Below are 23752 nucleotides of genomic sequence, written 5' to 3' on the forward strand. Positions count from 1 at the left end.
CGAGTCCCGGGCTCTCAAGCCCGGCAAATACCCTGGATGTACCCTGATGAAAATAAGCTGGACGTGGTTCCACAAGCTGGGCTCCCCGAAATGGTTCTATGCCATCAGCGGCCGCATGCTGCCATGGCTGGCCACTGCCGCCGTGCTTCTGCTGCTGGTCGGCATCACCTGGGGCCTGGCCTTCGCCCCCCAGGACTACCAGCAAGGCAACAGCTTCCGCATCATCTATATCCACGTGCCGGCGGCGATGCTGGCGCAGTCCTGCTATGTGCTGCTGGCCGTGGCCGGGGTGGTGGGGCTGGTGTGGAAGATGAAGCTGGCCGATGTCGCCCTGCAATGTGCCGCCCCGATCGGCGCCTGGATGACCGCGGTGGCGCTGGTCACCGGTGCCATCTGGGGCAAGCCGACCTGGGGCAGTTGGTGGGTGTGGGATGCCCGACTTACGTCCATGCTTATCCTGCTGTTCCTGTACTTCGGCATTATTGCGCTGGGCCAGGCGATCAGTAATCGTGACAGCGCAGCCAAAGCCTGTGCGGTGCTGGCGATCGTCGGCGTGGTGAACATCCCGATCATCAAGTACTCGGTGGAGTGGTGGAACACGCTGCACCAGGGCGCCACCTTCACCCTCACCGAAAAACCGGCGATGCCGGCAGAAATGTGGCTGCCGCTGCTGTGCACGGCGCTGGGTTTCTACTGCTTCTTCGGCGCTGTGCTGCTGCTGCGCATGCGCCTGGAAGTGCTAAAGCGCGAGGCGCGCGCCAGTTGGGTCAAGGACGAAGTCTTGAACAGCCTTGGGCGGAGGGCCGCACCATGAGCTTTGCCACCTTCGGCGAATTCCTTGCCATGGGCCACCACGGCCTGTACGTGTGGTCGGCCTATGGCATCTGCCTGGTGGTGCTGGCGCTGAATGTCGCCGCGCCGCTGCTGGCTCGCCGTCGCTACCTGCAAGAAGAGGCGCGCCGTTTGCGCCGGGAGAACAACCAGTGAATCCGCAGCGCAAGAAACGCCTGTTGCTCATCGCCGGCCTGTTGGTCGGCGTCGGGGTTGCCGTCGGCTTTGCCTTGAGCGCACTGCAGCAGAACATCAACCTGTTCTATACCCCCACTCAAATTGCCAATGGCGAAGCGCCGCTGGACACCCGTATCCGCGCGGGCGGCATGGTCGAGAAAGGCTCGGTGCAACGCTCGTCCGACTCGCTGGACGTACGCTTCGTGGTCACCGACTTCAACAAATCGGTGCCGATCACCTACCGCGGCATCCTGCCCGACCTGTTCCGCGAAGGGCAGGGCATCGTCGCCCTGGGCAAGCTCAATGACCAGGGCGTGGTGGTAGCCGATGAAGTGCTGGCCAAGCATGACGAGAAATACATGCCGCCCGAGGTTACCAAGGCCCTCAAGGAAAGCGGCCAGGCAGCCGCTGGCGGGGGGAGCAAGCCATGAACGCCGCACTGGTGATACCTGAACTGGGCCAGCTGGCGATGATCCTGGCCATCTGCTTTGCAGCTGTGCAGGCCAGCGTGCCGCTGCTTGGCGCCTGGCGCGGCGACAGCCTGTGGATGAGCCTGGCACGGCCTGCGGCCTGGGGGCAGTTCGCGTTCCTGGCGTTCGCCTTCGCCTGCCTGACCCACGCCTTCATGACCGACAACTTTTCGGTGGCCTACGTGGCCAGCAACTCCAACAGCGCCTTGCCGTGGTACTACAAGTTCAGCGCCGTGTGGGGCGCCCACGAAGGCTCTTTGCTGTTGTGGGCGCTGATTCTCGGTGGCTGGACCTTTGCCGTGTCGGTGTTCTCGCGGCAGTTGCCGCAGGTGATGCTGGCCCGCGTGCTGGCAGTGATGGGCATGATCAGCGTAGGTTTCCTGAGCTTCCTGATCATCACCTCCAACCCGTTCCAGCGCATGCTGCCGCAGGTGCCGACCGACGGCCGCGACCTCAACCCGCTGCTGCAGGACTTCGGCCTGATCGTGCACCCGCCCATGCTGTACATGGGTTACGTGGGCTTCTCGGTGGCCTTTGCCTTCGCCATCGCCGCCTTGCTCGGTGGCCGCCTGGATGCCGCCTGGGCGCGCTGGTCGCGGCCATGGACCATCGTCGCCTGGGCGTTTCTGGGGGTGGGCATTACCCTGGGCTCATGGTGGGCCTACTATGAACTGGGCTGGGGTGGCTGGTGGTTCTGGGACCCGGTGGAAAACGCCTCGTTCATGCCCTGGCTGGTGGGCACTGCGCTGATCCACTCGCTGGCGGTGACCGAAAAGCGCGGGGTGTTCAAGAGCTGGACCGTGCTCCTGGCGATTGCCGCGTTCTCGCTGAGTCTGCTGGGCACCTTCCTGGTGCGTTCCGGCGTGCTGACCTCGGTGCACGCGTTTGCCGCAGACCCGTCGCGGGGCATTTTCATCCTGATCTTCCTGCTGTTCGTGGTCGGGGGGTCGCTGACCTTGTTCGCCCTGCGCGCGCCGGTGGTCAAAAGCCAGGTGGGCTTTGCCCTGTGGTCGCGGGAAACACTGCTGCTGGCCAATAACCTGGTGCTGGTGGTGGCGGCATCCATGATCTTGCTCGGCACCCTTTACCCCCTGGTTCTCGATGCCCTTACCGGGGCCAAGTTGTCGGTGGGCCCACCGTATTTCAATGCGTTGTTCCTGCCGTTGATGGCGCTGCTGATGGTGGTGTTGAGCATTGGCGTGGTGGTGCGCTGGAAGGACACCCCGGGCAAATGGCTGGTGAGCATGATGAGCCCGGTGCTGGTGGGCAGCGCCATCCTTGCACCGCTGGCCGGCCTGATCGTCGATGACTTCGACTGGCCGACGCTGACTGCCTTCGCCCTGGCTGCCTGGGTGGTGCTCGGCGGGCTGCGTGACATCCTCGACAAGACGCGCCACAAGGGGCTGGTCAAGGGCCTGCCGGGGCTGGGCCGCAGTTACTGGGGCATGCAGCTGGCGCACCTGGGCCTGGCGGTGTGCGCGCTGGGCGTGGTGTTGTCGAGCAACAACAGCGCCGAACGCGACCTGCGCATGGCGCCGGGCGAGAGCGTCGAGTTGGGCGGCTACCACTTCCTGTTCGAAGGTGCCAAGCACTTCGAAGGGCCCAACTTCATCTCCGACAAAGGCACGATCGTGGTCAGCCGCGATGGCCGGGCTGTGACAACCCTGTACCCGGAAAAACGCCTGTACACCGTGCAGCAGTCGATGATGACCGAAGCCGGCATTGATGCCGGCTTCACCCGCGACCTGTACGTGGCCCTCGGCGAGCCGCTGGAGAACGGCGCCTGGGCGGTGCGCGTGCATATCAAGCCTTATGTCCGCTGGATCTGGCTGGGCGGTCTGTTGACTGGCCTGGGCGGGTTGCTGGCGGCCCTCGACCGGCGCTACCGCGTCAAGGTCAAGACCCGGGTGCGTGAAGCCCTGGGCGTGTCTGGAGCAGCTGCATGAAGCGTTGGATCATGGTAGTGCCCCTGGCAGTGTTCCTGCTGGTGGCGGTGTTTCTCTACAAGGGCCTGTTCCTCAAGCCCGACGAGCTGCCCTCGGCAATGATCGGCAAAGCGTTCCCGGCGTTTTCCCTGGCCTCGACCCAGGGCGACCGTACCCTGACCGAGGCTGACCTGCACGGCCGCCCGGCACTGGTCAACGTGTGGGCCACCTGGTGCCCGTCGTGCAAGGTGGAGCACCCGTACCTGAACCAGCTGGCGCAGCAGGGCGTGGTGATTCACGGGGTCAACTACAAGGACGACAACGCCGCAGCGCGCAAATGGCTGGCCGATTTCCACAACCCCTACCAGCTGGACATCCGTGACGAGCAGGGCAGCCTGGGCCTGGACCTGGGGGTGTACGGCGCGCCGGAAACATTCCTGATCGATGCCAAGGGCATCATCCGCTACAAGCATGTGGGCATCGTCGATGCCACGGTGTGGCGTGAGCAGCTGGCGCCGCTGTACCAGGGCCTGGTCGACGAGGCCAAACCATGAGGCGTTGGCTGGCAGCGGTGCTGCTGGGCATGAACCTGGCCAGCGTGGCCAAGGCGGCCATCGATACCTACCAGTTCCGTGACGAGGCAGAGCGCCAGCGTTACCAGGCGTTGACCAAGGAACTGCGCTGCCCCAAGTGCCAGAACCAGGACATTGCCGACTCCAACGCCCCCATCGCTGCCGACCTGCGCCGGGAGATCTTCCGCATGCTGGGCGAGGGCAAGAGCAACCAGCAGATCGTGGACTTCATGGTCGACCGCTATGGCGATTTCGTGCGCTACAAGCCGGCGCTCAGTGGCCGCACCTGGCTGCTGTGGTTCGGCCCAGGGCTGCTGCTGGCGGGCGGGTTCGTGGTGTTGGCGCTGATCGTGCGCCGGCGCCGTGGCAGTGCCACGCCAGGCACCGATGCATTGTCTGCTGAAGAACGCGAGCGTCTCGCCAAACTGCTGGAAAAAGAACCGACCCATGATTGAATTCTGGCTTAGCGCGGGCCTGTTGTTGCTCGCTGCCCTCAGCTTCCTGCTGATTCCGATCCTGCGTGGCCGTCGTCGCCAACAGGAAGAAGACCGTACCGCCCTGAACGTGGCCCTGTATCAGGAGCGGGTCGCCGAACTGGCTGCGCAGCAGGCTGCCGGGGTACTGGACGCAGCGCAGTTGGCCCAGGGCCGCGACGAAGCCGCCCGTGAGCTGCTGGCCGACACCGAGGGCGCTGACGCCCCGCGCCAAGGCCACCTGGGCAAGGCATTCCCCCTGCTGGCCGCGGTGTTGGTGCCGGTGCTGGCGTTGGGGTTGTACCTGCATTTCGGCGCAGCCGACAAGGTGGCCCTGACCCAAGAGTTTGCCCAGGCGCCGAAGTCGATGGAGGAAATGACCACGCGCTTGGAGCGTGTGGTAAAAGCCCAGCCAGACTCGGCCGAAGCCGTGTACTTCCTCGGCCGTGCCTACATGGCCGAGCAGCGCCCGGCAGATGCTGCGCGTACCTTTGAACGTGCCGTGGCCCTGGCCGGGCGTCAGCCAGAGCTGCTGGGGCAGTGGGCGCAAGCCCTGTATTTTGCTGCTGACAAACAGTGGAGCCCACAGCTGCAGGCCCTCACCGACGAAGCCTTGAAGGGCGACCCCAACGAAGTTACCAGCCTGGGGCTGCGCGGTATCGCCGCTTTCGAAGGCGAGCGTTACCAGCAAGCCATCGATTACTGGCAGCGTTTGCTGGCGCAGTTGCCCGAGGGCGATGCATCGCGCGCGGCATTGCAAGGCGGCATCGACCGCGCTGCCGAGCGCCTGGGCAGCTCGCCGGCGCGTGCGAACGAACCCGCGCCGGCCGCGGCGCGCCTGAAGGTGCGGGTGGAACTGGCGGCGGCGTTGCGGGACAAGGTCAAGCCGGACGACACGGTGTTCATCTTCGCCCGCGCCAGCAATGGCCCACCGATGCCGTTGGCGGCCAAGCGGGTGACAGTGGCGCAGCTGCCGATCGAGGTAGAGTTGTCTGATGCGGACGCGATGATGCCGCAGATGAAACTGTCCGACTTTGCCGAAGTCCAACTGATGGCACGTGTGTCGCGTGCTGGCCAGCCGACCCAAGGTGAGTGGATCGGTCAAGGTGCACCCCTGTCCAGCGCGACCCAGGCCACCCAACACCTGACCATCGACAGCCCCGATCCGTAAGAGAGCAATGCCATGCACAGCGCCGTCCGCCTGACCCTGATTACCCTGGCCCTGGGTTTGTCTGCGTGTACGACGCAGCAGCCCTACGAGCACCCCGAGCCGCCGATAGAGCGGGTGCCGCCCCAGGGGCCGGTGGTCAAGCCGTTGCCCGGCGGCCAGCCTTCTACCCAGCCGGGCAGGCCGGCGGCCATTCCCAAGCCGATGCCGCGCACCTCGGCCAGCTTCGCGCCACCGCCGGGTGGTGCCAGCCATTGGGATCCGAAACTGGGCGTCTATGTGCTGGATAAACAACCCAACACGTTCTACCGGCAGCGGACCTACTACCGCTTCGACAATGGTTGGAGCTGGTCGCTGAGCCCGAATGGCCCTTGGCAGGAAACCGACAGCAGCGGGGTGCCAGGTGGATTGGGGCGTGCATTCGCGCAGTAGCGCTTTTGCCAAGACCCACGCTCCGCCGAGGGTACCCGTACAGTACAGTTCAATCCGCAAATAGCGATTGACTGTACTGTAGTGTGAGTCCGCATAATGCCCCTTCGCGAACGGAGGTGGCATGCACAAGACAGTCCTGGTACTGGCGGAAACCGTCGATGATTGCCTGCCTTTGCTGGAGCAGGCCGGTTACCGCCTGATCCGTGCCCCATCACCCCAAGAGCGGGCTGATGCCATTCGGCGCCACGCCAAACACACCCAGGCCCTGGTGCTGCGCAACCTGCAGGCGTTCTTTGCCGGTGAGCCGGTATTGACGCCGGTACGCCCGTAACCCTATTCAGACATCTGCCTGGCAGCGCCCAGGCAACAAGGAGCGTGTGCATGCAACTCGAAATCTTCCAGGTCGATGCCTTTTCCGCTGAGCCGTTCGGCGGCAACCCGGCAGCTGTGATTCCCCTGCAAAGCTGGCTGCCGGACGATGTACTGCAACGCATTGCCGAAGAGAACAACCTGTCGGAAACCGCCTACTTCGTGCGCAATGGCGAAACCTACGACCTGCGTTGGTTCACCCCGGCCGTGGAAGTCGACCTGTGCGGCCACGCCACCTTGGCCTCGGCCTACGTACTGTTCGAGCAACTGGGCGAGCAGGCGCAGGTGCTGCGTTTCAATACCCGCAGTGGCGAACTGCGCGTCAGCCGCGGTGCGGACGGCCTGTTGGCCATGGACTTCCCGGCCAAGCAACCGCTCGCCGAAGAGATGCCGCAGGGCCTGCTGCAAGCGCTGGGCCTGAGCCAGGCGCAGGCGCTGTACCGCAGTGACGACTATGTGGTGGTGATCGATGACGCATTGCTGCTCGATACCCTGAAGCCAGACTTCGTTGCACTGTCGGCCTTCGATGTGCGCGGCATTGCCGTGACTGCAGCAGGGCGTGGTTTTGATTTCGTCACCCGCTGGTTCGGCCCCAACGTGGGTGTGAACGAAGACCCGGTGACGGGTTCGGCGCATACCTCGCTCGCGCCAGTGTGGGCCGAGCGGCTGGGCAAGCAGGTGCTGGCGTGCGAGCAGGGCGGGGCGCGCAAAGGGCAGTTGCTGTGTGAAGTGCCGGGTAATGGCCGGGTGATCATCAGCGGGCGGGCGGCGTTGTACCTGCGCGGAACTGTCTATATTTAACAGGCTGACACCGTCTGCCTGTAGGAGCGGCCTTGTGTCGCGATCGGGCCGCAACGCGGCCCCTCGATTTTCGCGTTGATGCGTCAATCCGGGGGCTGCTTTGCAGCCCGATCGCGACACAAGGCCGCTCCTACATGGCCCAACCCCTGTTCAAGGAGCCAGCCATGGCCCTGGAAAAACACGGCACCTGCCTGTGCGGCGCCACCCGGCTTACTGTCACTGTCGACAATACCCACATCAGCGCCTGCCATTGCAGCATGTGCCGCAAGTGGGCCGGTGGCCCGATGCTGGTGGTTGATTGCAGCAAGCCCCCGCTGATCGAGGGGCGTGCACCCAGCGTTTATGACTCGTCGGACTGGGCACAGCGTGCTTTTTGCGGCCAGTGCGGCACGCACTTGTACTACCGGCTCAAGGCCAACGACTTCCATGCCATACCGGTCGGCCTGCTCGAGGGCGACCAGGACTGGGATTTCAACATGCAGATTTTCGTCGAAGAGAAACCCGCCTGGTACTGCTTCGCCAACCAGACCAAGGAACTGACCGGCGAGGAAGTCTTCGAGCAGAACAGCTGATTCAGGCCTGCGCCAGCAGCCACTCGGCAAACATTTGGGCGGTGTGCTGTGGTCGAAGCGCCAGCACGAAACACCACGCGCGCTTGCCAAACCGATGCATTCCTGAGAAAAGGGCGGCTTTGTTTTCAAGCGTTGGAGTATGCCCGTGAGCCAAGAACTGCAGATCATCGAACTGGTCGAGGGGGACGGCAAAGCCGCCGTCAAAGGCGCCCTGATCACTACCCAGTACACCGGCTGGCTGGCCGATGGCAGTGAGTTCGATTCGTCCTGGTCGCGCGGCAAGCCGTTCCAGTGCGTGATCGGCACCGGCCGGGTGATCAAAGGCTGGGACCAGGGCCTGATGGGCATGCGCGTGGGCGGCAAACGCAAGCTGCTGGTTCCGGCGCACCTGGGCTATGGCGAGCGCAGTGTTGGGGCGATTGCGCCGAATTCGGCCCTGACCTTCGAGATCGAGTTGCTGGAAGTGCTGACGCGGGATGATTGAGCGGCCGTTTTGCAACGCGAGTTTCTTGAGCCTTACACAATTCGGCAACACCCATCCCCTAGTCTAGGCCTTGCCTAGGGAACGGCATCCACCTCCAGGGAGGAACCAAACGGGTTCAGGGCACTCTGACCCTCACTCGTTGCCAAGGATGGCATTCACTACTGATGGCGTCCCGCAATTGCCGGGGCGATGTGGCGGGTAACCCGATTTCTCTGCCACACGAGCCTGCCTTGATGAAGTTGCCAACATTCTTCCGCCGTCGCCGTCACCTGCTGCTGAGCCTGGTGCTTACAGCTGTCGCCGTGCCGCTGGCGCTGGAGGCTGTCGAAAGCCGCGCGCAACCGGTGGATGGCACCCAGACGCTGGTGTTCCTGCGCCATGCCGAGAAACCGGGCGAGGGCTTGGGCCAGTTGAACTGCCAGGGCCTCAACCGGGCGCTGGACCTGGCCACGCTGCTGCCCGAGCGCTTCGGCAAGGCGGACTTCGTGTTTGCCGCCAACCCTTCGCGGCATGTCGAGGAAGGCAGCATGGACGAAAGCTATAGCTATATCCGCCCGCTGATGACCATTACCCCCAGCGCCATCCGCCTCGGTCTGCCGGTGAACATCGACTACGGCGCCAACGACACCGATGAGCTGGCCGATGAGTTGCTGAGCGACAAATACCGCAACGCGACAGTGTACACCGCCTGGTCCCACGGCTACCTGCCGGAACTGCTCAACACCGTGGCCGGCAAGGCCCTGGGTGATGACCGGGTGATTACCGAGGACTGGAGTGGCGATGACTTTGACACCCTTTACGTACTGACCCTCACCTGGCATGACGGCAAGGCCACCCTGCTCAGCCGTAACGTGCGCCAGGGTTTGAATGACGGAGCGCATAGCTGCCCGACATGAGGGTTTAGTCCTTGGCTGTGGCAGTGCAGCGGTTGGCCCGGGTGATGTGTTGGCCTGTGCCGGCCTCTTCGCGGGCACGCCCGCTCCCACAAGATAACCACAAGCCTGAAGGCTGTGGGGGCCCTGTGGGAGCGGGCGTGCCCGCGAAGAGGCCGGTACTGGCAACTAAAGGACTAGCGGCCGAACCGCATCGGCCAACCCACCACCTTCTTCACCCGCGGCGTGGCATAGGTGCGCACCTTGGAGGTACTCAACCCCATGCGCACCAGCGACTCGGCAATGGTCACCGCCGCACTCACCCCATCCACCACCGGCACCCCGGTGCGCTGGCGGATCTGCTCGTCCAGCCCGGCCATGCCGCCGCAACCCAGGCAAATCACCTCGGCCTTGTCTTCGCGTACGGCGCGTTCGGCCTGCTCCACAATCGCCTCTACGGCACGCTGTGGGTCGGCTTCCAGCTCCAGTACCGCCAGCCCGCTGGCCCGCACTGAGGCGCAGCGGTCATACAGGCCAGAAAGCTTCAGGCGGTCTTCGATCAGCGGTACGGTACGGTCCAGGGTCGTTACCACCGAATAGGCATGGCCCAGGTACATTGCCGTGCTGGCAGCGGCATCGGTGATGTCTACCACCGGCACATTCAGCAGCTCCTGCAGGCCTTCGCGGCCGTGTTCGCCATAACCGGCCTGGATCACGGCGTCGTAGGGGCCCTCGTAGGCCAATACCCGGTCCATCACCGCAATGGCTGCCAGGTAGCTTTCAAAATTGCCTTCCACCGATTCGGCGCCGAACCAGGGGGTGAGGCCGACGATCTCGGTGCCGGGCGCGGCTACCGTACGGGCCTGTTCGGCAATGGCCTCGGTGATGGCTGCGGTGGTGTTGACGTTGGCGATCAGAATACGCATGGGCAGTCTTCCCTGATTAATGGCTGCTGTGGTCGACGGCGATGCACTCGCCGCTGACATCGTGGTACTGGCGGTTGCGCGGCGCGATCAGCAGGTAGAGTGCGGCGGCGATGCCGGCCCCTATCAGCCAGGAAAACGGCGCCACACTGTGGAAGTTGGGCACCAGGGCCAGCACGATGGCCAGCAGTGCGGCCGGCAGGAACGCGGCCACGGCGCGCAGGTTGATGCCTTTGCTGTAGTGGTAAGCGCCGGCCGGGTCTTCGCTGTACAGCTGCGGCACGTTGATGCAGCCTTTGCGCAGCAGCCAGTAGTCGGACATGATCACCCCGTACAGCGGGCCGAGCAGGGCGCCCAGCCCCGACAGGAAGTACACGATCACCAGCGGGCTGTTGTACAGGTTCCACGGCAGGATCAGTACCGCCACGGTGGCGCTGATCAGCCCGGCACGGCGGAAGTTCAGGTGGCGCGGCGCCAGGTTGCTGAGGACGAAGGCCGGGGCGACGAAGTTGGCCATGATATTGACCGCCACAGTGACGATCAGGAACGCCAGGCAGCCCAGTACCAGGAAGGGGGTGCTGGGAATGGCGGCGACGATTTGCGTGGGGCTGTCGATGACCTGCCCGTTGATCTGGAATTGCGCACCGCAAAGCACCACGGTGATCACCGCGAACACCAGGATGTTCACCGGCAGCCCCCAGAAATTGCCGACGCGGATGGTCTTGCGGCATGGCGAGGAGCGGGCGAAGTCGCAGAAGTTCAGCACCAGGGTGCCGTAGATCGCCAGCCACAGGGCGCCGCCGGCGAAGATGTTGCGCCACATCTCGTAGCCGGTCAGGGGCTCGGCCACCGACCAGGCGATACGCGCGTCAGCCTGGGCGTACATGAACACCGCCAGCGCTGCCACGGTCAGCAAAATCACCGGGCCAGCGAAGCCTTCGTAGCGGCGTACCATTTCCATGCCGTAGGCAAGAATCACCAGCTGCACCAGCCAGATCGCCACGAAACACACCCAGCCCAGGCTCGACAGGCCAAGAATGCTGTCGTGGTCGTAGGCGGCCATGTGCGGCCATACGGCGGTAAGGAGTACCCGCAGCACGACCGAGGCCAGGTAAGTCTGAATGCCGAACCAGGCGATGGCGATGATCGCCCGGATCAGCGCCGGAAGCTGTGCACCATGGATACCGAAGGCGATGCGGCTGATGACCGGGAACGGCACCCCGGTTTTTTGCCCCATGTAACCGGACAAGTTCATGAAGAAGTACACCAGCGCGGCGCCAATGGCCAACGACAACAGAATTTGCCAGCCACCGAGGCCGAGGGCGAACAAGCCCATGGCGAATGAATAGTTGGCAATGTTGTGCACATCGTTGGTCCACAACGCGAAGATGCTATAGCCACCCCAACGCCGGCCTTCGCTTCGCGTGGGGGCAAGGTCGCGGTTATGCAGGCGTGGGCTCAGGGCCAGTTCGGGATGCTGGCCGGCAAGGGTGGAATTGGGGTGGGTGCTGACGACGGATTGTTCAGGGGCAAGATCGAGGCTGCTACTCATTCCGGCGGGCTCCTGATGCACATGGACTGCGATGAGCGGGCATGCGCACGGGCTCGCCATCTCGTCTATGCAGCGTTGGCATCACAGGGTTGTAGGCGCGGCGGCCGGTATTGGGTCGGCGCCGCAGGTTATTGTGTATTTATGTTTTGTTTAAGTTGTATACAAAACATAAGCACACAAAAGCCATTTCTGTGCCAGATAGAATCCAGTTCTTGGTAGTGGATTTTTCAGGATTGAGTTAGGTGTGGGATAACTAGCTGAAATACAGGCGTTATAAATTGACCATTTGAACAAGTTTATTTTTTGGTTTGCACGATAACTTGATCAAATGGTCAAAATTAGTTGTCATGGGGGTGTAACGTATTGGGGCGCCGCCTGTAGAACTGCACACAAAAATGGCACTTAAGGTGACATTCTTGTGTACAAAAAATAGTCAGCTTTCACCTTTCCCTGCGCGCCGGCCCCTCAGTCAGGGTTGTGCTGGCGCCATCGGCGGCAACCGCCGTTTGACCGGGCTCTTCTTGATGATTGCGGTGTTGGTCTCGGCCAACACATTGATGCGGTCCAGCAGGGTGTCCAGCTGCTCCATCGAGCGCACATGCAGCCTGGCGATGAAGCAGTCCTCGCCGGTGACCTTGTCGCACTCGGTGAATTCGGGGATGGCAATGATCTGCCGCTCGACTTCCTGCAATTGCCCGGGCAGTGGGCGGATACGCACGATGGCTTGCAACTGGTAGCCGAAGGCACGTGGGTCGACATTGACCGTGTACCCGCGCAACACCCCACGTTCCTCCAGCCTGCGCAAACGCTCGCCGACGCTGGGGGCAGACAGCCCACTTACCTGCGCCAGGGCCTTGAGCGAGCGGCGCGAGTCCTCCATCAGCGCGTTGATCAACAGTTGGTCGATGGCGTCGGTCATGTGCACCTCAAAGGGTAGGTGGCGTAATTTGCCTTGATAGTAAAGGCAAAATTATGAGTTTGCCTTGCTAATCGGCTGGAAGGTCGCGCGCGGCCCTCTGCATACTGTTGCCATCGACGAGAGGAGGTGTGGGATGGACAATTCATTGCGCCGGGGGTCGCTGGAAATGGTAGCGGCCATGCTGATTTCCGGGACCATCGGCTGGTTCGTGCTGGCGTCCGGCCTGCCGGTACTGGAGGTGGTGTTCTGGCGCTGCGTGTTCGGTGCCGTGGCCTTGCTGGTCATCTGTGCCGCGTTCGGCTTTCTGCGCCCCGGCGTGATCAGCCGCCCGGCGCTGCTGCTGGCGATAGCCAGCGGCGTGGCCATCGTCGGCAACTGGTTGCTGTTGTTTGCCTCGTATTCGCGGGCGTCGATTGCCATCGGTACCGCGGTGTACAACGTGCAGCCGTTCATGCTGGTGGGCTTGGCGGCGTTGTTTCTGGGTGAAAAAATCACCTTGGCCAAGCTGAGCTGGCTGAGCGTGGCGTTCCTCGGCATGCTGGCCATCGTCAGTGCCCATGGCGCCGCGCAGGGGGGTGGCGAGGACTACCTGCTGGGCATTGCCCTGGCGTTGGGCGCGGCGCTGTTGTACGCCATCGCGGCATTGATCATCAAGCGGCTTAGCGGTACGCCGCCGCATCTTATCGCGTTGATCCAGGTGAGCACCGGCGTGGTGTTGCTGGTACCCTGGGCCAAGCTGGGCGGCCTGCCGGGTGAAATGCCGGCGCTGGCCAGTTTGCTGACGTTGGGGGTTGTGCACACCGGCCTGATGTATGTATTGCTGTATAGCGCCATCCAGCGCTTGCCCACGGCATTGACTGGGGCGTTGTCATTCATCTACCCCATTGCAGCGATCCTGGTCGACTGGGTGGCCTTCGACCACCGCCTGACGCCGCTGCAATGGCTGGGGGTGGCGTTGATCCTGCTGGCGGCGGCAGGGATGCAGCAGGGGTGGTGGTTCAGACCCAAGTCGTTGGTCATCAAGGGCCATTGAGGCCGCGAAGCTCCCTTTCGCAGGCAAGCCAGCTCCTACAGGTACTGCACAGGGCTTGAAATTTGTGCGCTAGCTGGTTTGCCTGCGAAGCGGCCTCAGCGGGTAGAATGCCGCTTTTGCCAGCCTGCGACCTGTCATGACATCCCCAATCGCCACCCTCGAGCAACACCTGCTCGCCGCCCTCGACCCTGCACCGCAGGAAACCCGCCGCCTGTTCCACGGCCGCGGCCGCTGCTGGGCGGGCCTGGAGCAGATCACGGTCGATTGGCTGCAGGGGGTGCTGTCGGTCGCCCTGTTCCGCGAACCGCCCGAAGGCCAGCTGGCCGAGCTGGAGACGATGTTGCGCAACCTGGCCGAGCGCCCACAGTGGACCGGCCAGGCCATCATCATCCAGCACCGCTACCTGCCTGACAGCCCGGGCCAGTGGTTGCTGGGCGAACCCTCCCAGCAACGCGAAGTGGTCGAGGACGGCCTGACCTACCTGCTGGACCTGGGCGTGCGGCAGAACAACGGTCTGTTCCTCGATATGCGCTATGGCCGCCGCTGGGTGCGTGAGCAGGCGGCGGGCAAGCGGGTACTGAACCTGTTCGCCTACACCTGCGGCTTTTCGGTGGCAGCGGTGGCCGGTGGGGCCGAGCAGGTGGTGAACCTGGACATGGCCAAGTCGGCCCTGGGGCGCGGCCGGGACAACCACCGCCTCAATGGTCACGACGCCTCGCGGGTGGCCTACCTGGGGCATGAGCTGTTCAAGTCCTGGGGCAAGGTACGCAAGTACGGCCCTTATGACCTGATCATCATCGACCCGCCGACTTTCCAGCGCGGCAGCTTCGTGCTGACCCAGGATTACGCGAAGATCCTGCGGCGTTTGCCGGAGTTGTTGAGCGCGGGTGGGACGGTGCTGGCGTGCGTGAACGACCCGGGGATCGGGCCGGAATTTTTGATCGAGGGGATGGCCGAGCAGGCGCCTTCGCTGGGCTTTGTCGAGCGGCTGGAGAACCCGCCGGAGTTTCCGGATGTGGACCCGGCGGGCGGGCTCAAGGCTCTGGTATTCCGCCAGGTGTGATGTTGCTCGTGGCGGCCCATTCGCGGGCTTGCCCGCTCCCACAGGTACTCCACAGCATTAGGACGTGTGGTGATCCTGTGGGAGCGGGCAAGCCCGCGAAGAGGCCGGTACAGGTAACGTCAAGCCCCCAGAGCCTGTACCGGCAGCGGATACACTTGGGCAAAACTCACATTCTCAGTCTGGTCCACCCGCTTCTTCAGCCGCTCGTTGAACGCACGGCTCACCGCATACTGCCCACCGGAAATGGTGCGGAACTGCGCTGTCAGGACAAACCCGTTCAAGTCCATGCGGTCCACACCGAAGACCTGCAGCGGCCCCTGCAAGTTGATGCGCAGCAGGGGGTCTTCGCTGATCGACTGGCCTACCTCATGAATCAGCGCCAGTGACGCGTCCACATCACTGTCATAGGTGAACTGCACCGAAAAGAACGCATAGGCGAACTGCCGTGACTGGTTGGTAACCGCCTTGATCTGGCCGAACGGCACCGAATGCACGAAGCCCTTGCCATCGCGCAGGCGCAGGGTGCGGATGGTCAGGCTTTCTACGGTTCCGGCATGGCCGGAGTCCAGCACCACCCAGTCGCCGATGGAGATGGTGTCTTCGATCAGGATGAATAACCCGGTAATCACATCCTGGACCAGTTGCTGCGAGCCGAAGCCAATGGCCAGGCCGATCACCCCGGCACCGGCCAGCAGCGGCGCTACGTTGATGCCCAGGTTGGCCATGGTGGTGATGGTGCAGATCACGATCAGGATCACTTTGATGGCGTTGCGCAGCATCGGCAAAATGGTCCGCACCCGCGTGCTAGGCTGGCGTGCGTTGCGGCGCCCGGCAGCTGGCTTTAGCGCTTCCTGGATTGCCGTATCGAGCACCACCCACAGCAGCCAGGTGACCAACAGGATCAGGCCGATGCTCGACAGCGAGTTGCTGATCGCCTGGCCCAGGCGGTTGCTGAGGGCGAAGTCGATCACCGAGAACCCCCAGATGCGCCCCAGCAGCTCGATGAAGGCCACTGCCATGGCAATGCGCAGCAGGGCGTGGGCGAGGCTGCGCAGCAGTTCCTTGTAGGGCCGCACCCGCTGCGCTGGGTCGCTTTCGCGGGGGGCCAGCAAGTGTTGCAGCAAGGTGCTGAGGAACAGCGTCGAGACCAATAGCACGGTGGTCAGCAGCGCGTTCTGCAGGGCTTTCTGGCTTTCGGCACCGGCACCTACCAGGTTGACTGCCGAGACCAGGATCATCAGCAGGATTGGCAGGTACCACAGTGTCGAGAAAATGCGCAGGGTTTCCTGCACGGCGCGGTGTTGTACCCGGTCTTTGTACGCGCGGTTGCGGATCAAGTGGGCGACCGGGCGCCGCAGGCGGATCACCAGGCTGGCGAAGATGAAGGTGGCAGTCAGGCCGGTGACCACCGCGACGCTGGCGGTGATGTTGCCGCCAAGCTGGCGGGCGATCTGCGGGCTGGTCAGGGCGTCGCTCCAGGCGGCAAGGAAGCCGATGAGGAACAGCGGCCGTGGCGCCAGGCGCTTGATCACCGCCACGGCGGGGCGTTTACGGCCAGCGTCGAACAGGGTGATCAGGCAGAGGATGATCGACGTCGAGAACAGCCCGCTGCTGGTCGCATAAGCCAGGCTCAGGCCAAGCGCGCGTGCCACGGAGGGGTCGAGGAAGCGGCTCACATAGAGCGTCACGGGCAGGCTGGCCAGGGCTGGCAAGGTGTAGGGCAACAGGTACCCCAGCAGGCCACTGACGCGTTTGTGCTCGCGCAGCCAAGGGCGGCGCGACACCCGTTTGGCGACCCAGCGCCCACCACCGCCAAGCAGGCCGAACGCGGCCCCCCAGGTGAGGGTCAGGAGCAGGAAGTTGCCTGCCAGGTGCAGTGAGTCACTGGCCGAATGGCGGTCGACCAGGCGCTCCACTTCCTGGGCGGCGCGGTCGGTGCGCAGGCGCCAGGCGTCAACCAGGTGGGCGTCGAGGTCCATCTGCCGGGCAGCGCTGTCCAGGCCATCGGCCAGGGCGCCCAGCAGGCCGCCTTGCAAGACTGGCTCGGGTTCGGCGGGTGGGTCTTCGCTGGGGACGGGGTCGGCAGCCAGCAGGTGAGTGCTCAACAGGCAGCCGAGCAGCAGGGTCGAGAGGAAACGCAGCACTGGAGTACTCCTTGGGCCGGGGTGAGCGGGGCAGGGTTACTCAGGGAACTGAGGCTGCAGGGGTGGGAAAGTTCGATTGGGTGGGTTGTCTGGGCTGGCCTATTCGCGGCTTCAGTCGCGAATAGGCCAAGCCTGCCTGAATCAATTACTGCTTGTCGGTATAGATCTGGTCAAACACGCCACCATCGTTGAAGTGGGTCTTCTGCACGGTGCGCCAGTCACCGAAGGTCTTTTCCACCGACAGGAAGTCGACTTTCGGGAAGCGGTCGGTGTACTTGGCCAGCACGGTTGCATCGCGTGGGCGCAGGTAGTTGTTGGCGGCGATCTCCTGGGCCTCTGGCGACCACAGGTACTTGAGGTATTCCTCGGCCACGGCCTGGGTGCCTTTCCTGGCCACCACCTTGTCGACCACAGTCACCGGTGGCTCGGCCTCGGCCGACACGCTCGGGTAGACCACCTCGAACTGGTCGCGGCCAAACTCGCGGGCGATCATTTCGGCTTCGTTTTCGAAGGTCACCAGCACGTCGCCGATCTGGTTGGTCATGAACGTGGTGGTAGCGGCCCGGCCGCCGGTATCCAGCACCGGGGCCTGTCTGAACAGCTTGCCAACGAAATCCTTGGCCTTGGCTTCGTCACCGCCCTGCTTGAGCACGTAACCCCAGGCCGAGAGGTACGTGTAGCGGCCATTGCCCGAGGTTTTCGGGTTGGGCACGATCACCTGCACGCCGTCCTTCAGCAGGTCGGGCCAGTCTTTCAGCGCTTTAGGGTTGCCCTTGCGCACGATGAACACGGTGGCCGAGGTGAACGGCGCGCTGTTGTTCGGCAGGCGGGTGACCCAGTTGTCCGGCACCAGCTTGCCATTGTCGACCAGGGCGTTGATGTCGGTGGCCATGTTCATGGTGATGACGTCGGCCGGCAGGCCATCGATCACCGCACGCGCCTGCTTGCTGGAGCCGCCGAAGGACATTTGCACGTTGACCTTCTCGTTGTGCTCGGCGTGCCAGTGTTTCTGGAAGGCTGGGTTGTAGTCCTTGTAGAAGTCGCGCATCACGTCGTAGGAGACGTTGAGCAGGGTAGGGGCGGCCTGGGCGATGTTGCCCAAGGCCAGGCCTGCGGCGAGCAGCGAGGCGGTGAAGAGTCTTTTCACGTTGCTTCCTTGTACTTGGCGGTGATCGAGGCAGATTGCCAGCGACTATAGCGGGTGGATTTGTGCGGGTTAAAGAACAAAAAATGCTTTGGTTATGCTTCTGCCTGTGCCGGCCTCTTCGCGGGTAAACCCGCTCCTACGGGACCGCGCACGGTCCGGGCCTGTTGTAGGAGCGGGTTTACCCGCGAAGAGGCCGGCGCAGGCGCTTTCACGCTTTGGGGAATAGCCCATTCCCGCACCGCGAGCAGAACGCCGCGCTTTGTTCATGGGTCTTTTTCTTGCAGACCGGGCAATCATGCTGCAGCTGCTCACCCCGCATGGCGTTGGCCAGCTCTGCGGTAAAGATCCCGGTCGGCACGGCAATGATCGAATAACCGATGATCATCACCATCGACGAAATTACCTGCCCCAAAGGCGTCTTCGGCACGATGTCGCCAAAGCCCACGGTGGTCAGGGTGACGATCGCCCAGTAGATGCCCTTGGGAATGCTGGTGAAACCGTGCTCCGGCCCTTCGATCACATACATCAGCGTGCCGAAGACCGTGACCAAGGTCGATACCGTGACCAGAAACACGATGATCTTCTGCTTGCTACCGCGCAGCGCGTCGATCAGGTAATGGGCCTGCTTGAGGTAGGGGCTGAGCTTGAGCACGCGGAAGATCCGCAGCATGCGGATGACGCGGACGATCAGCAGGTATTGGGCGTCGCTGTAGTAGAGCGCGATGATCCCCGGCACGATCGCCAGTAAATCGACCAGCCCATAGAAACTGAAGGCGTAGCGCAGCGGCTTGGGCGAGCAGTACAGGCGGGTGAGGTACTCGGCCAGGAAGATCGCGGTAAAGCCCCATTCGATACCGGCCAGCAGGCCGGCGTAGCCCTGGTGCACTTCGTCGATGCTGTCGAGGATCACCGTGACCAGGCTGGCGAGGATGATCAGTAGGAGGATCTTGTCGAAGCGCCTTCCAGCCACGGTGTCGGTCTGGAAGACCATGATGTAGAGGCGTTCCCTTAGGGATTGCGATACAGGCATGTTTATTGGCTCGTAGTACTGAAGTGGGAAGCCTAGAAGGATTGATTGCCCATCTGCAATTGGTTACCTGCGAATGCAACTGATATTTCTGTCAGTTTCCCGACCTTGTGCTTTGGGGAGAGCATGGGGGGCAGAGGTGGCAACTGGAGCGGTCATGATCTCTTTGAAAATAAAACCCAATCAGGCTAACGCCTATTCGCCATTTGGCTACCTGGCAGGTTCGTCACCTTTGAACATATTGGCTTACGCAGGCCAAGTGTTCGATCAATATCTTTCAGGCTATCTGCTGGGACAGGGTTATCGGTGTTACGCGCCATCGCTGATGCGCTTCACGAGTCCCGACAGCATCAGTCCATTTGGTGAGGGGGGTATCAATGCGTATTCCTACTGCACTGGTGACCCTGTGAACAAAGTCGACCCATCAGGGCAGATGGGACAGAGGACGGGCTTGACGGGACATCTTTCGCGGTTCGGCTTGACTAAGAGGGATTTGAAAGCCCATTTGAAGCCGCTTGCCAAAGCAGAATACAAAGGCAAGTCTTTGCAGGTTATCAAGGTTCACAGTGAAACTTTTACAACTTTCGAATTCACCGGTAACTCACCGAGAATCGATGCACAGGTCGTGGCTCAGTCGCCACTTGCCGAGCTATCGGGTGTTTACTTCAAAAAGGACGATACTCATATCCCTGCAACGTCCAGAGCCAGGGGGGGGCACTTACTGTTAAAAGGTTTCGAGAGGGTCGAGATTGTGCCACCCACCCATGCTTTCATCAACCCAGCCAGGCGGGGGGCAGTTTCAACTGCAGGAGAGAGGGCAGTGCCAAATGATTATGTCGAAGACATACGGCGTTGATACTGCTCTGCAATGTGCGCACATGTGTGCATCAGCCAGCATGCGGCGACAAAAGGCGCGGTCAGGCCGGCTACAGGCAGCAGCATGAACAGCGGTTGCAGCAGCAAGGCCAGAGCGATGGCCAGCAACGTCACCCAGGGTTTTTCGCCTTGCCTGCTGAAGGCCAGCGCCGCCAGCGCGGCGTTGAAGCCAGCCAGGCCCATCCACGCTGCTTGCGCCTGGTCTGTGAGCAGCGCCATGCCGCCCCCGATGGCCGAGCCAATTACCGCCCACATCGCCGCATAGGGTAGGGCGATGAACATGCCGACGATGATCAGCAACCCGGCCAACGGCTGGTCGAGCAGGAAGATCTGCCCTATGCCGCGGGCCAGGGCGTACACCGGTTCGGCTTCGACGAAACCGGTCATCGAGGGTTCGGCGAGCAACAGCGTGCCCCAGCCCAACAGCACGAACGGTGCGGTATAGGCAACCAGCAGCTTGCCACCGCGCTTGCGCCACTGGTGGGTGATGATGCTGGACAGGCCGCCGGCGGCGATGACCAGTGGCGGCAGGATGGCCGACCAGGGCAGCACGGCGCTGATCAGGATGCCGATCAGGACGCCGTTGTAGCAGTACAGCCCGGCCTGGCGGTCGGCACGGTCGTAGCCGCGGCGCTGGGCTGTGAGCAGGCCGGCGAGGGCGCCGAGCAGGGCGCCGCCGACCAGGTCGGGCGCAGTCAGCAGGATGGCCAGCAGGCAGCACAGGCCGCACAGGGGGTTGCGCAGCAGCAGCACCTGGCTGAAGCCGTTGAGTAACGCCGTGGCCCAGTCAGGGCACGGGTTGGCGAAATGTTTGCTGTACATGGGGCAGTCAGTGAAGTGGATGGGGAGCGGTGGGCCTCTTTGGGCCTCGTTTTTCCGCGATTCTTTGCTTCACCACCGACCCTGTGGGAGCGGGCGTGCCCGCGAAAGGGCCAGCAGGGTCAACGAAGTTGCCTGGACTGACGCATTCGCGGGCACGCCCGCTCCCACAGGGTCTATGCAGTGGCTTAGATCAGTGTTTCGATCCGCAGCGTGTTGGTCGACCCTGGCTTGCCGAACGGCACCCCGGCAGTGATCAGCAGTGTGTCGCCCCGGCTGGCCATGCCTTGTGCCTGGGCAATTTCCAGGGCCGTGGAGACCACCTCATCCACCTGGCGCAGGCGGTCATTGACCACCGAGTGCACACCCCAGGCCACGCTCAGGCGCCGCGCGGTGTTCAGGTTGGGCGTAAGGTTCAGGATCGGCGCCCGTGGCCGTTCACGCGAAGCGCGCAGGGTGGAGGCGCCCGACTCGCTGTAGTTGACCAGCACCGCCACCGGGAGGATGCCGCTGATACGGCGGATCGCGCAGCTGATGGCGTCCGACACGGTGGCTTCGGCCTTGGGCCGGCCGACGTCGAGCTGCGCCTGGTAGTCCGGGCCGTTCTCGACCTGGCGGATGATCTTGCTCATCATCTGCACAGCCTCCAGCGGGTAATCCCCCGAGGCGGTTTCGGCCGACAGCATCACCGCGTCGGCACCCTCGGCCACGGCGTTGGCCACGTCGGTGACTTCTGCACGGGTCGGTGCCGGCGAGAAACGCATCGATTCGAGCATCTGCGTGGCCACCACCACCGGCTTGCCCAGCTGGCGACAGGTGCCAATGATGCGCTTCTGAATCTGCGGCACGCTTTCGGCCGGCACTTCCACGCCCAGGTCCCCGCGGGCCACCATGATGGCGTCGGCCAGTTCGGCGATGGCTTGCAGGTGCTCGACTGCCGACGGTTTTTCGATTTTGGCCATCAGGTAGGCGCGGCCGCCAATCAGCTGGCGCGCTTCAACGATGTCCTCAGGGCGCTGCACGAACGACAGGGCGACCCAGTCCACGCCCAGCTCCAGGCCAAAGGCCAGGTCGCGGCGGTCTTTTTCGGTGAGCGGCGAGAGGTCGAGCACCGCTTGCGGTACGTTGACGCCCTTGCGGTCCGACAGCTCGCCACCGTTCAGCACTTCGGTGTCGATTGCGTCGCTGTGCTTGGCGGTTACCCGCAGGCGCAGCTTGCCGTCGTCCAGCAGCAGGTCCATTCCTGGCTCCAGGGCGGCGATGATCTCGGGGTGCGGCAGGTTGACCCGGCGGTTATCGCCCGGGGTGTTGTCCAGGTCCAGGCGCAGGGCCTGGCCGCGTTGCAGCTGGACCTTGCCTTCGGCAAAGCGGCCGACCCGTAGCTTGGGCCCTTGCAGGTCCATGAGAATACCCAGGGGGTAGTTCAACTGCTGCTCGACTTCGCGGATCCACTGGTAGCGCAGGGCGTGGTCGGCGTGTTCGCCGTGGCTGAAATTGAGGCGGAAGATGTTCACCCCCGCTTCGACCAGTTGGCGGATGTCGTCGATGCCTTCGATCGCCGGGCCGAGGGTGGCGAGGATCTTCACTTTTTTATCAGGCGTCATGATTGGGCAGTCTCGAGGATCAGGATGGCGCGGAAGTCGTTGACGTTGGTGCGGGTCGGCTCGGTGACGATCAGCGCGTCCAGCGCGGCGAAGTAGCCATAGCCGTTGTTGTTGTCCAGCTCATCACTGGCCGACAGGCCCAGGGCTTGGGCGCTGGCGTAGCTGCCTGGGGTCATCAGCGCGCCGGCATTCTCTTCCGAACCGTCGATACCGTCGGTGTCTCCGGCCAAGGCGTACACGCCCGGCAGCCCTTTCAGGCTTTCGGTGAGGCTGAGCAGGAACTCGGCATTGCGCCCGCCACGGCCATTGCCGCGCACGGTCACGGTGGTTTCGCCACCGGACAGGATCACGCAGGGCGCCTTCAGCGGCTGGCCGTGCAGCACGATCTGCCGGGCGATGCCGGCATGCACCTTGGCCACTTCCCGCGATTCGCCTTCCAGGTCGCCGAGGATCAGCGGGCTGAAGCCTGCCTGGCGAGCTTTGACTGCGGCGGCTTCCAGCGACTGCTGGGGCTTGGCAATCAGCTGGAAGTGGCTGCGGGCCAGGGCCGGGTCGTCGGCCTTGACGGTTTCCGAGGCCGGGTTGTTGAGCCAGTCGATCACCGCTTTTGGCGCTTCGATGTTGTAGCGCTTGAGAATGGCCAGGGCATCGGCCGAGGTACTCGGGTCGGCCACGGTGGGGCCGGAAGCGATCACCGTGGCGAGGTCGCCGGGTACATCGGAGATGGCATAGGTGTAGACCATGGCCGGCCAGCAAGCCTTGGCCAGGCGCCCGCCCTTGATCGCCGAGAGGTGCTTGCGCACGCAGTTCATCTCGCCGATGGTGGCGCCGGATTTCAGCAGTGCCTTGTTGATCTGCTGCTTGTCGGCCAGGGTCAGGCCCTCGGCGGGCAGGGCCAGCAGGGCAGAGCCACCGCCGGAGAGCAGGAATATGACGCGGTCTTCTTCATTGAGGTTGCTGACCAGCTCCAGCACGCGCTTGGCCACGGCCAGGCCGGCGGCGTCGGGGACCGGGTGGGCGGCTTCGACCACCTCGATTTTCTGGCAGTTGGCGCCGTGGCCGTAACGGGTGACGACCAGGCCGGAGACTTCGCCCTGCCAGCTTTTCTCGACCACTTCGGCCATGGCGGCTGCGGCCTTGCCGGCGCCGATGACGATGACCCGGCCGCTACGGTCGGCGGGCAGGTAGGGTTCGAGAACTTGACGGGGGTGGGCGGCGGCGATGGCTGTGTCGAACAGGTCGCGGAGAATTTTTTGCGGATCGACCGACATGGCAGGCTCCCAATTGTTGTTGTTCTGCACAATCAAAAACGCCCCTGGAACTGCCTCCGTGCAGGCCGAACCAGGGGCGGGTGTTGCTCGGTGCCACCTTTGGGCCTGTGGTCGCAGGCTCAGCGGTGTTGGCTTCTTCGCGGGCTTGCCCGCTCCCACAGGAATATCGTGGCCCGCAGGCCTGCGCAGTACCTGTGGGAGCGGGCATGCCCGCGAAGAGGCCAGTGA

At 63.4% G+C, this 23752-nt stretch carries 24 protein-coding genes and 1 pseudogene; 16 read left to right on the plus strand and 9 right to left on the minus strand.

Going from position 1 to position 23752, the window contains the following annotated elements:
- Nucleotides 1-46: 46 nt before the first annotated feature.
- The 13 genes and pseudogenes from K4A76_RS08135 to K4A76_RS08195 all read left to right on the plus strand — a co-directional run bounded on the left by K4A76_RS08135 (nucleotide 47) and on the right by K4A76_RS08195 (nucleotide 9170).
- Nucleotides 47-814 carry a heme ABC transporter permease gene (locus tag K4A76_RS08135; protein ID WP_054890110.1) on the plus strand — a complete coding sequence of 256 codons (768 nt, stop codon included), beginning with the start codon at nucleotides 47-49 and terminating at the stop codon, nucleotides 812-814.
- Nucleotides 811-987 carry a heme exporter protein CcmD gene (gene ccmD, locus K4A76_RS08140; protein WP_009681933.1) on the plus strand — a complete coding sequence of 59 codons (177 nt, stop codon included), beginning with the start codon at nucleotides 811-813 and terminating at the stop codon, nucleotides 985-987. The genes K4A76_RS08135 and ccmD overlap by 4 nt, the downstream gene beginning before the upstream one ends.
- Nucleotides 984-1439 carry a cytochrome c maturation protein CcmE gene (gene ccmE / locus K4A76_RS08145; protein ID WP_009681934.1) on the plus strand — a complete coding sequence of 152 codons (456 nt, stop codon included), beginning with the start codon at nucleotides 984-986 and terminating at the stop codon, nucleotides 1437-1439. Before ccmD ends, ccmE begins: the two co-directional genes overlap by 4 nt.
- 11 nt (nucleotides 1440-1450) lie before the next feature.
- Nucleotides 1451-3424 (plus strand): heme lyase CcmF/NrfE family subunit, encoded by a 1974-nt coding sequence (locus K4A76_RS08150; protein ID WP_274412274.1) that lies wholly within the window; start codon nucleotides 1451-1453, stop codon nucleotides 3422-3424.
- Nucleotides 3421-3957, plus strand: a complete 537-nt coding sequence (locus K4A76_RS08155) for a DsbE family thiol:disulfide interchange protein (protein ID WP_009681936.1) — start codon at nucleotides 3421-3423, stop codon at nucleotides 3955-3957. Before K4A76_RS08150 ends, K4A76_RS08155 begins: the two co-directional genes overlap by 4 nt.
- Nucleotides 3954-4430 carry a cytochrome c-type biogenesis protein gene (locus K4A76_RS08160; protein ID WP_274411903.1) on the plus strand — a complete coding sequence of 159 codons (477 nt, stop codon included), beginning with the start codon at nucleotides 3954-3956 and terminating at the stop codon, nucleotides 4428-4430. Before K4A76_RS08155 ends, K4A76_RS08160 begins: the two co-directional genes overlap by 4 nt.
- Nucleotides 4423-5619, plus strand: a complete 1197-nt coding sequence (gene ccmI, locus K4A76_RS08165; RefSeq protein ID WP_274411904.1) for a c-type cytochrome biogenesis protein CcmI — start codon at nucleotides 4423-4425, stop codon at nucleotides 5617-5619. The genes K4A76_RS08160 and ccmI overlap by 8 nt, the downstream gene beginning before the upstream one ends.
- Nucleotides 5620-5631: 12 nt before the next feature.
- Nucleotides 5632-6048: a hypothetical protein gene (locus tag K4A76_RS08170; protein ID WP_274411905.1), complete on the plus strand. Its 417-nt coding sequence runs from the start codon at nucleotides 5632-5634 to the stop codon at nucleotides 6046-6048.
- Between the two features lie 121 nt (nucleotides 6049-6169).
- Nucleotides 6170-6325: pseudogene (locus K4A76_RS08175) on the plus strand (2-hydroxyacid dehydrogenase); the annotation flags it as partial.
- Nucleotides 6326-6429: 104 nt separating this feature from the next.
- Nucleotides 6430-7218: a PhzF family phenazine biosynthesis protein gene (locus K4A76_RS08180; RefSeq protein ID WP_274411906.1), complete on the plus strand. Its 789-nt coding sequence runs from the start codon at nucleotides 6430-6432 to the stop codon at nucleotides 7216-7218.
- Nucleotides 7219-7382: 164 nt separating this feature from the next.
- Entirely contained in the window at nucleotides 7383-7790 is a 408-nt protein-coding gene (locus K4A76_RS08185) for a GFA family protein (protein ID WP_274412275.1), read from the plus strand.
- Nucleotides 7791-7935: 145 nt separating this feature from the next.
- Nucleotides 7936-8274 (plus strand): FKBP-type peptidyl-prolyl cis-trans isomerase, encoded by a 339-nt coding sequence (locus K4A76_RS08190; protein WP_274411907.1) that lies wholly within the window; start codon nucleotides 7936-7938, stop codon nucleotides 8272-8274.
- Nucleotides 8275-8507: 233 nt separating this feature from the next.
- Nucleotides 8508-9170 (plus strand): histidine phosphatase family protein, encoded by a 663-nt coding sequence (locus K4A76_RS08195; RefSeq protein ID WP_274411908.1) that lies wholly within the window; start codon nucleotides 8508-8510, stop codon nucleotides 9168-9170.
- 173 nt (nucleotides 9171-9343) lie between these two features.
- Here K4A76_RS08195 and K4A76_RS08200 read toward each other — a convergent pair whose 3' ends face one another.
- The 3 genes from K4A76_RS08200 to K4A76_RS08210 all read right to left on the minus strand — a co-directional run bounded on the left by K4A76_RS08200 (nucleotide 9344) and on the right by K4A76_RS08210 (nucleotide 12540).
- Nucleotides 9344-10072, minus strand: coding sequence for an aspartate/glutamate racemase family protein (locus tag K4A76_RS08200; protein WP_161891739.1), 729 nt, complete (start codon nucleotides 10070-10072; stop codon nucleotides 9344-9346).
- 16 nt (nucleotides 10073-10088) lie between these two features.
- Nucleotides 10089-11621: an NCS1 family nucleobase:cation symporter-1 gene (locus K4A76_RS08205; protein ID WP_009681948.1), complete on the minus strand. Its 1533-nt coding sequence runs from the start codon at nucleotides 11619-11621 to the stop codon at nucleotides 10089-10091.
- 469 nt (nucleotides 11622-12090) lie between these two features.
- A complete protein-coding gene (locus K4A76_RS08210; protein ID WP_274411909.1) occupies nucleotides 12091-12540 on the minus strand; it encodes an Lrp/AsnC family transcriptional regulator in 450 nt (149 codons plus the stop codon).
- Between the two features lie 133 nt (nucleotides 12541-12673).
- Between K4A76_RS08210 and K4A76_RS08215 the strand changes: the two genes are divergently transcribed.
- Together K4A76_RS08215 and K4A76_RS08220 are read left to right on the plus strand one after the other, a co-directional pair.
- The gene (locus tag K4A76_RS08215) at nucleotides 12674-13573 is read left to right on the plus strand and encodes a DMT family transporter (RefSeq protein ID WP_274411910.1); all 900 of its coding nucleotides are present in this window, start codon (nucleotides 12674-12676) and stop codon (nucleotides 13571-13573) included.
- Between the two features lie 136 nt (nucleotides 13574-13709).
- Entirely contained in the window at nucleotides 13710-14636 is a 927-nt protein-coding gene (locus tag K4A76_RS08220) for a class I SAM-dependent methyltransferase (protein ID WP_274411911.1), read from the plus strand.
- Nucleotides 14637-14755: 119 nt separating this feature from the next.
- On the opposite strand, the gene K4A76_RS08225 is transcribed toward K4A76_RS08220, so the two are convergent.
- From K4A76_RS08225 to K4A76_RS08235, 3 genes are all read right to left on the minus strand, one after another.
- A complete protein-coding gene (locus tag K4A76_RS08225; protein ID WP_274411912.1) occupies nucleotides 14756-16780 on the minus strand; it encodes a mechanosensitive ion channel family protein in 2025 nt (674 codons plus the stop codon).
- 145 nt (nucleotides 16781-16925) lie between these two features.
- Nucleotides 16926-17927 (minus strand): sulfate ABC transporter substrate-binding protein, encoded by a 1002-nt coding sequence (locus tag K4A76_RS08230; protein ID WP_274411913.1) that lies wholly within the window; start codon nucleotides 17925-17927, stop codon nucleotides 16926-16928.
- Between the two features lie 208 nt (nucleotides 17928-18135).
- Nucleotides 18136-18957, minus strand: a complete 822-nt coding sequence (locus K4A76_RS08235; protein ID WP_274411914.1) for an ion transporter — start codon at nucleotides 18955-18957, stop codon at nucleotides 18136-18138.
- Between the two features lie 154 nt (nucleotides 18958-19111).
- Here K4A76_RS08235 and K4A76_RS08240 point away from each other — a divergent pair, with 154 nt between their 5' ends.
- Nucleotides 19112-19810, plus strand: a complete 699-nt coding sequence (locus K4A76_RS08240) for an RHS repeat-associated core domain-containing protein (RefSeq protein ID WP_110677364.1) — start codon at nucleotides 19112-19114, stop codon at nucleotides 19808-19810.
- On the opposite strand, the gene K4A76_RS08245 is transcribed toward K4A76_RS08240, so the two are convergent.
- The 3 genes from K4A76_RS08245 to K4A76_RS08255 all read right to left on the minus strand — a co-directional run bounded on the left by K4A76_RS08245 (nucleotide 19786) and on the right by K4A76_RS08255 (nucleotide 23524).
- Nucleotides 19786-20652 (minus strand): urea transporter, encoded by an 867-nt coding sequence (locus K4A76_RS08245; protein ID WP_110677362.1) that lies wholly within the window; start codon nucleotides 20650-20652, stop codon nucleotides 19786-19788. The genes K4A76_RS08240 and K4A76_RS08245 overlap by 25 nt on opposite strands.
- A gap of 185 nt (nucleotides 20653-20837) precedes the next feature.
- A complete protein-coding gene (gene pyk, locus K4A76_RS08250; protein ID WP_054881312.1) occupies nucleotides 20838-22253 on the minus strand; it encodes a pyruvate kinase in 1416 nt (471 codons plus the stop codon).
- Nucleotides 22250-23524, minus strand: coding sequence for a glycerate kinase type-2 family protein (locus K4A76_RS08255; protein WP_274411915.1), 1275 nt, complete (start codon nucleotides 23522-23524; stop codon nucleotides 22250-22252). The genes pyk and K4A76_RS08255 overlap by 4 nt, the downstream gene beginning before the upstream one ends.
- Between the last annotated feature and the right edge of the window lie 228 nt (nucleotides 23525-23752).

The organism is Pseudomonas sp. NEEL19 (genome assembly GCF_028751975.1).
Taxonomy (GTDB): Bacteria; Pseudomonadota; Gammaproteobacteria; order Pseudomonadales; family Pseudomonadaceae; genus Aquipseudomonas; species Aquipseudomonas juntendi.